Genomic DNA, 4,275 nt, shown 5'->3' with positions numbered 1-4,275 from the left:
CGGCGCCGGCCGCCCGATCAGTGCGCAAGGACACGGAGGCCGTCGGCGACGACGCGCCCGTCGTGGATGACGGTGCGGTCCGTGCCGCGATCCATGACCGCGCTCGTCGGAGTCTCGCCGTCGACCAGCACCAGGTCCGCGCGATCGCCGACGGCCGTACCGGGGCGATCCTTCGCGTCCGCCAGACGAGGGGAGGAGTGCGACATGATGCTCGCCCCGCCCATCGTCGCGATGGCAAGGCACATCTCGATGTGCTCGTCGCGGCGGAAGTTGTTCGTGAACGCCAGCTGCCAGGTGCGGTCGAGCAGGTCGCAGTTGCCGTACGGGCTCCAGTAATCGCGCTGCCCGTCTTCGCCGAGGCCGAACCGCACGCCCGCCTCGACGAGCTCGACGAGCGGGAGCTGGTTGCGCGCCGCAGGGGCGACGCTGGCCATCGCGATGTCCAGTTCCGCGAACTCGTCGATCAGACGACGGCTGGTCGCCTCGTTCACGCCGCCCAGCTCGTAGGCGTGCGACATCGTGACCTTGCCCTGCATGCCGAGCGCGCGCACGCGCTCGAGCACGAGCTCGGTGCTGAACACGCCGAGGTGGCCGGGCTCGTGCAGGTGGATGTCGATCTCGACCTGGTACTTCTCCGCGAGGCCGAAGACGATGTCCAGGTGCCTGACCGGGTCGCGGTCGAGCTGCGACGGGTCGATGCCGCCCATGACATCGGCGCCCTGCTTGAGGGACTCCTCGAGATAGTCGACCGTGCCCTCCTCGAGGAGGATGCCGGCCTGCGGGAAGGTCATCACCTGCACCTCGGCGTGGTTCGCGAACTTCTCCTTCGCGGCCATCACCGAGTCGAACTTCTCCAGCTTGCAGTCCACGTCGACCTGCGCGTAGCTGCGCACCCGGGTGGTGCCGCGCGCGATCATCCGCTCCAGCGTGCCGGCGACGATCTCGGCGTGCGGGACGTCGGTGTTGCGCCAGTTGAGGCGGTCGTTCATCATCATCGCCCAGACGCCGGGAGCGCCGGTGTGCTCGCGGAAGGGGAGGCCGATGCGGGTCGAGTCGAGGTGCACGTGCACGTCGCTGAACGACGGCAGCAGCAGACGGCCGCGACCGTCCACGTCGCCGTCCCCCGGGGCGGCAGCCGCGTCGTGCCGGCGGATCGCCGCGATGCGGCCGTCCTCGATCACGACATCGGATGCGGGCCCGCCCCAGGGGCGGACGTCACGAATCAGCATGGATCTTCCTCTCATCGGGGGTGCTCGCCGCGAACGCGGCGGCCTCGGGCAGATGGTGGCACGCGGCGGCGCCGGTGGGCACCTCCGCGATGCACCTCCCCTTCTTCTGGTCGTCGAGAAGGGCGAAGACCGGGCAGCGGGTGCGGAACACGCAGCCGCTGGGCGGGTTGGACGGGTGCGGCAGATCACCGGTGAGCCGGATGCGGCCGCTGCGGTCCGCTTTCGGATCCGGCGACGGCACGGAGGACAGCAGCGACTGCGTGTAGGGGTGCCGCGGGGCGTCGAACACCTGGTCGCGCGTCCCGAGCTCCATGATCTTGCCGAGATACATCACGGCGACGTCGTCTGCGAAATGCTTGACGACCGACAGGTCGTGCGCGATGAACACGTAGGAGATGCCGGTGTCGGCCTGGATGTCCTGCAGCAGGTTGATCACCTGCGCCTGCACCGAGACGTCCAGCGCGGACACCGGCTCGTCGCAGATCACCACGTCCGGCTCGAGCGCGAGCGCCCGCGCGATGCCGACCCGCTGCTTCTGGCCTCCGGAGAACTCGTGCGGGAAGCGGTTGTAGTGCTCGGGACGCAGGCCCACACGGTCCATCAGCGACTGCACCCGTGCCTTCATCCCCTCCTCGGGCGCGATCCTCTGCGCACGCAGCGGTGCGGCGATCGCTGCGCCCACGCTCTGGCGGGGGTTCAGCGAGGAGGCGGGGTTCTGGAACACCATCTGCACGCGGCGACGGAAGCTCTGCAGCTCCGATCCCCTGAGACCGGCGACGTCCGCGCCGTCCAGCAGGATCCGTCCCGACGTCGGCGCGAGCAGTCGCATGAGCAGGCGCCCCGTCGTGGACTTGCCGCAGCCGGACTCGCCGACGAGGCCCAGCGTGGATCCGCGCTCGAGCGTGAAGGAGACGCCGTCGACGGCCTTGACCGTGCTCTTCGGGCGCAGCACGCCCTTCGACACCGTGAAGTGCTTGGTCAGGCCCTCGACCTGCAGCAGCGGCGCGGTCATCGGACGGCCTCCATCGTGGTGGCGACAGGTGAGCCGAGGCCCTCGGACAGGTGGCAGCGGGACCGGTGCGAGCCGGTGCCGTGCAGCTCGGGCCGCTCCGTGATGCAGCGGTCGCCAGGGACGAGGTGCCGTACCGGACAGCGCTCGGCGAACAGGCAGCCGTGCGGCAGGTTCAGCAGCGAGGGCGGGAAGCCGGGGATGGGGGTGAGCCGGCCGGCCTCGTCCGCCATGGACGGCATCGAGGCCAGCAGGCCTCTGGTGTAGGGGTGCGCGGTGTGCTCGAACGCGTCCACCACGTCTGCCTGCTCCACGCACTGGCCGCCGTACATCACGACGACCCGCTTGCAGACCTCCGCGACCACGCCGAGGTCGTGCGTGACGTAGATGACCGCGGATCCGGTCTCCTGCTGCAGTGAGGAGATCAGGTCGAGGATCTGCGCCTGCACCGTGACGTCGAGCGCCGTGGTCGGCTCGTCCGCGATGAGCAGCTCCGGCTCGCAGATCAGCGCCATCGCGATCATCGCGCGCTGACGCATGCCTCCGGAGAACTCGTGCGGGTAGGAGTCGTAGCGGGAGACCGGATCGGGGATCCCCACCCGCGCCAGCATGTCGACGGCCTGCGCCTTCGCCACCTTCGCGCTCACCCTGTTGTGCACGCGGTAGGCCTCGGCGATCTGCGTGCCGACCGTGTAGTACGGGTGCATCGCGGACAGCGGATCCTGGAAGATCATGCCGATCTTGCGGCCGCGATACGGGCGCATCTGGTTCTCGGTGAGCGGCACCAGGTCCGTGCCCTCGAACAGGATCTGCCCGGTGATGCGGGCGCTGGTGCCCTTCAGCAGGCCGATCAGGGTCTGACTGGTCACGGTCTTGCCGGATCCGGACTCGCCCACGATGCCGATCGTGTCTCCGCGCTCGAGACGCAGGTCCATGCCGTTCACGGCGTGCACGACGCCGTCATCGGTCGGGAAGTCGACCCGGAGGTCGCGGATGTCGAGGAACGGGGTGGCCATCAGCTGACCCTCACTCTCGGATCGATGCCGGCGTAGGCCAGGTCGACGACGACATTGGCGGTGATGATGAAGAACGCGGCGAGCATGGTGATCGCCATGGTCACCGGAAGGTCACCGGCGACCGCGGCGTGCACCGCCGTGAAGCCGAGGCCGGGGACGGAGAAGATCTGCTCGGTGAGCACGGCGCCGCCGAGCAGGCCGCCGATGTCGAGGCCCAGCATGGTGACGATCGGGGTGATGCCCGCGCGCACGCCGTGCCGGAACACGATCTCGCGGCGGCCTAGGCCCTTCGCGCGGGCGGTGCGCATGAAGTCCTCGCCGAACGTCTCGATCATGTTGTTGCGGGTGATCCGGATGTACTGCGCGCTGAACAGCACGGCGATGGCGACCCAGGGCAGGAGGTAGTTGACGAACCAGGCCACGGGGCCCGCGGATCCGAACGGGCTGTTGATCTGGTTGCTGGTGAACGGCAGCCAGTGCAGGGTGCTCACGAACACCAGCAGGAGCAGCAGGCCGGTCACCGGGATCGGCAGCGAGACGCCGACCGAGGCGGCGCCGACGATGAGCTTGTCGGTCGGCCTGCCCTTGCGCAGCGCCGCCAGCAGGCCGAGCCCGACGCCGACGATCGTCCACAGCACGACGGCGCCGACGGCGATGGACAGCGTGTAGGGGAGGGCCCTGGCGAGGATGTCGGTGACGTTCTCGTTCGTCTGGAACGACTTGCCGAGGCACGGCCAGGCGCAGAGCTGCTCGGCACCGGGAGCGCCGATCATGCGCGGTCCGAAGAATCCGGAGAGGTACGCGAAGTACTGCACGAAGAAGGGCTTGTCCATGCCCAGGGCGACGCGTGCCTGCTCGATCCGCTCGGGCGTGCACTCCTGGCCGCAGGCGGCGGAGGCGGGATCGGCGGGGCCGATCTGGAAGAGGGCGAACGTGACGAAGCTCACGACGAGGAGCAGGATGACCAGCGCAGCCACCCGGCGGAGGAGGAATCCGAACATTGCTGTCCCGTGCGGGGCCG

The 4,275-nt window shown here is 69.4% G+C and carries 4 protein-coding genes; all 4 read right to left on the bottom strand.

All coding sequences use genetic code 11. The features are described from left to right. Positions 1 to 17: 17 nt before the first annotated feature. A complete protein-coding gene (locus ACTJJZ_RS08155) occupies positions 18 to 1,229 on the bottom strand; it encodes an amidohydrolase family protein (RefSeq protein WP_440720673.1) in 1,212 nt (403 codons plus the stop codon). Next, positions 1,216 to 2,241, bottom strand: coding sequence for an ABC transporter ATP-binding protein (locus ACTJJZ_RS08150; protein WP_440720672.1), 1,026 nt, complete (start codon positions 2,239 to 2,241; stop codon positions 1,216 to 1,218). Before ACTJJZ_RS08150 ends, ACTJJZ_RS08155 begins: the two co-directional genes overlap by 14 nt. Further along, positions 2,238 to 3,254, bottom strand: a complete 1,017-nt coding sequence (locus ACTJJZ_RS08145) for an ABC transporter ATP-binding protein (RefSeq protein ID WP_440720671.1) — start codon at positions 3,252 to 3,254, stop codon at positions 2,238 to 2,240. Before ACTJJZ_RS08145 ends, ACTJJZ_RS08150 begins: the two co-directional genes overlap by 4 nt. Then, positions 3,254 to 4,275, bottom strand: a 1,022-nt coding sequence (locus ACTJJZ_RS08140; RefSeq protein WP_440720670.1) for an ABC transporter permease, incomplete at its 5' end; no start/stop codon positions are given. The genes ACTJJZ_RS08145 and ACTJJZ_RS08140, both read right to left, overlap by 1 nt.

The sequence above is a fragment of the Microbacterium sp. 22242 genome (genome assembly GCF_052045495.1).
GTDB lineage: Bacteria > Actinomycetota > Actinomycetes > Actinomycetales > Microbacteriaceae > Microbacterium.
The sequence above is the reverse complement of the archived record's forward strand: the minus strand, read 5'-3'. Positions and strand labels throughout refer to the sequence as shown.

Bases quoted from the DNA above. Each gene is read 5' to 3' on its own strand.
- ACTJJZ_RS08155 (WP_440720673.1), bottom strand. From the start codon at position 1,229: ATGCTGATTCGTGACGTCCGCCCCTGGGGCGGGCCCGCATCCGATGTC.
- ACTJJZ_RS08150 (WP_440720672.1), bottom strand. From the start codon at position 2,241: ATGACCGCGCCGCTGCTGCAGGTCGAGGGCCTGACCAAGCACTTCACG.
- ACTJJZ_RS08145 (WP_440720671.1), bottom strand. From the start codon at position 3,254: ATGGCCACCCCGTTCCTCGACATCCGCGACCTCCGGGTCGACTTCCCG.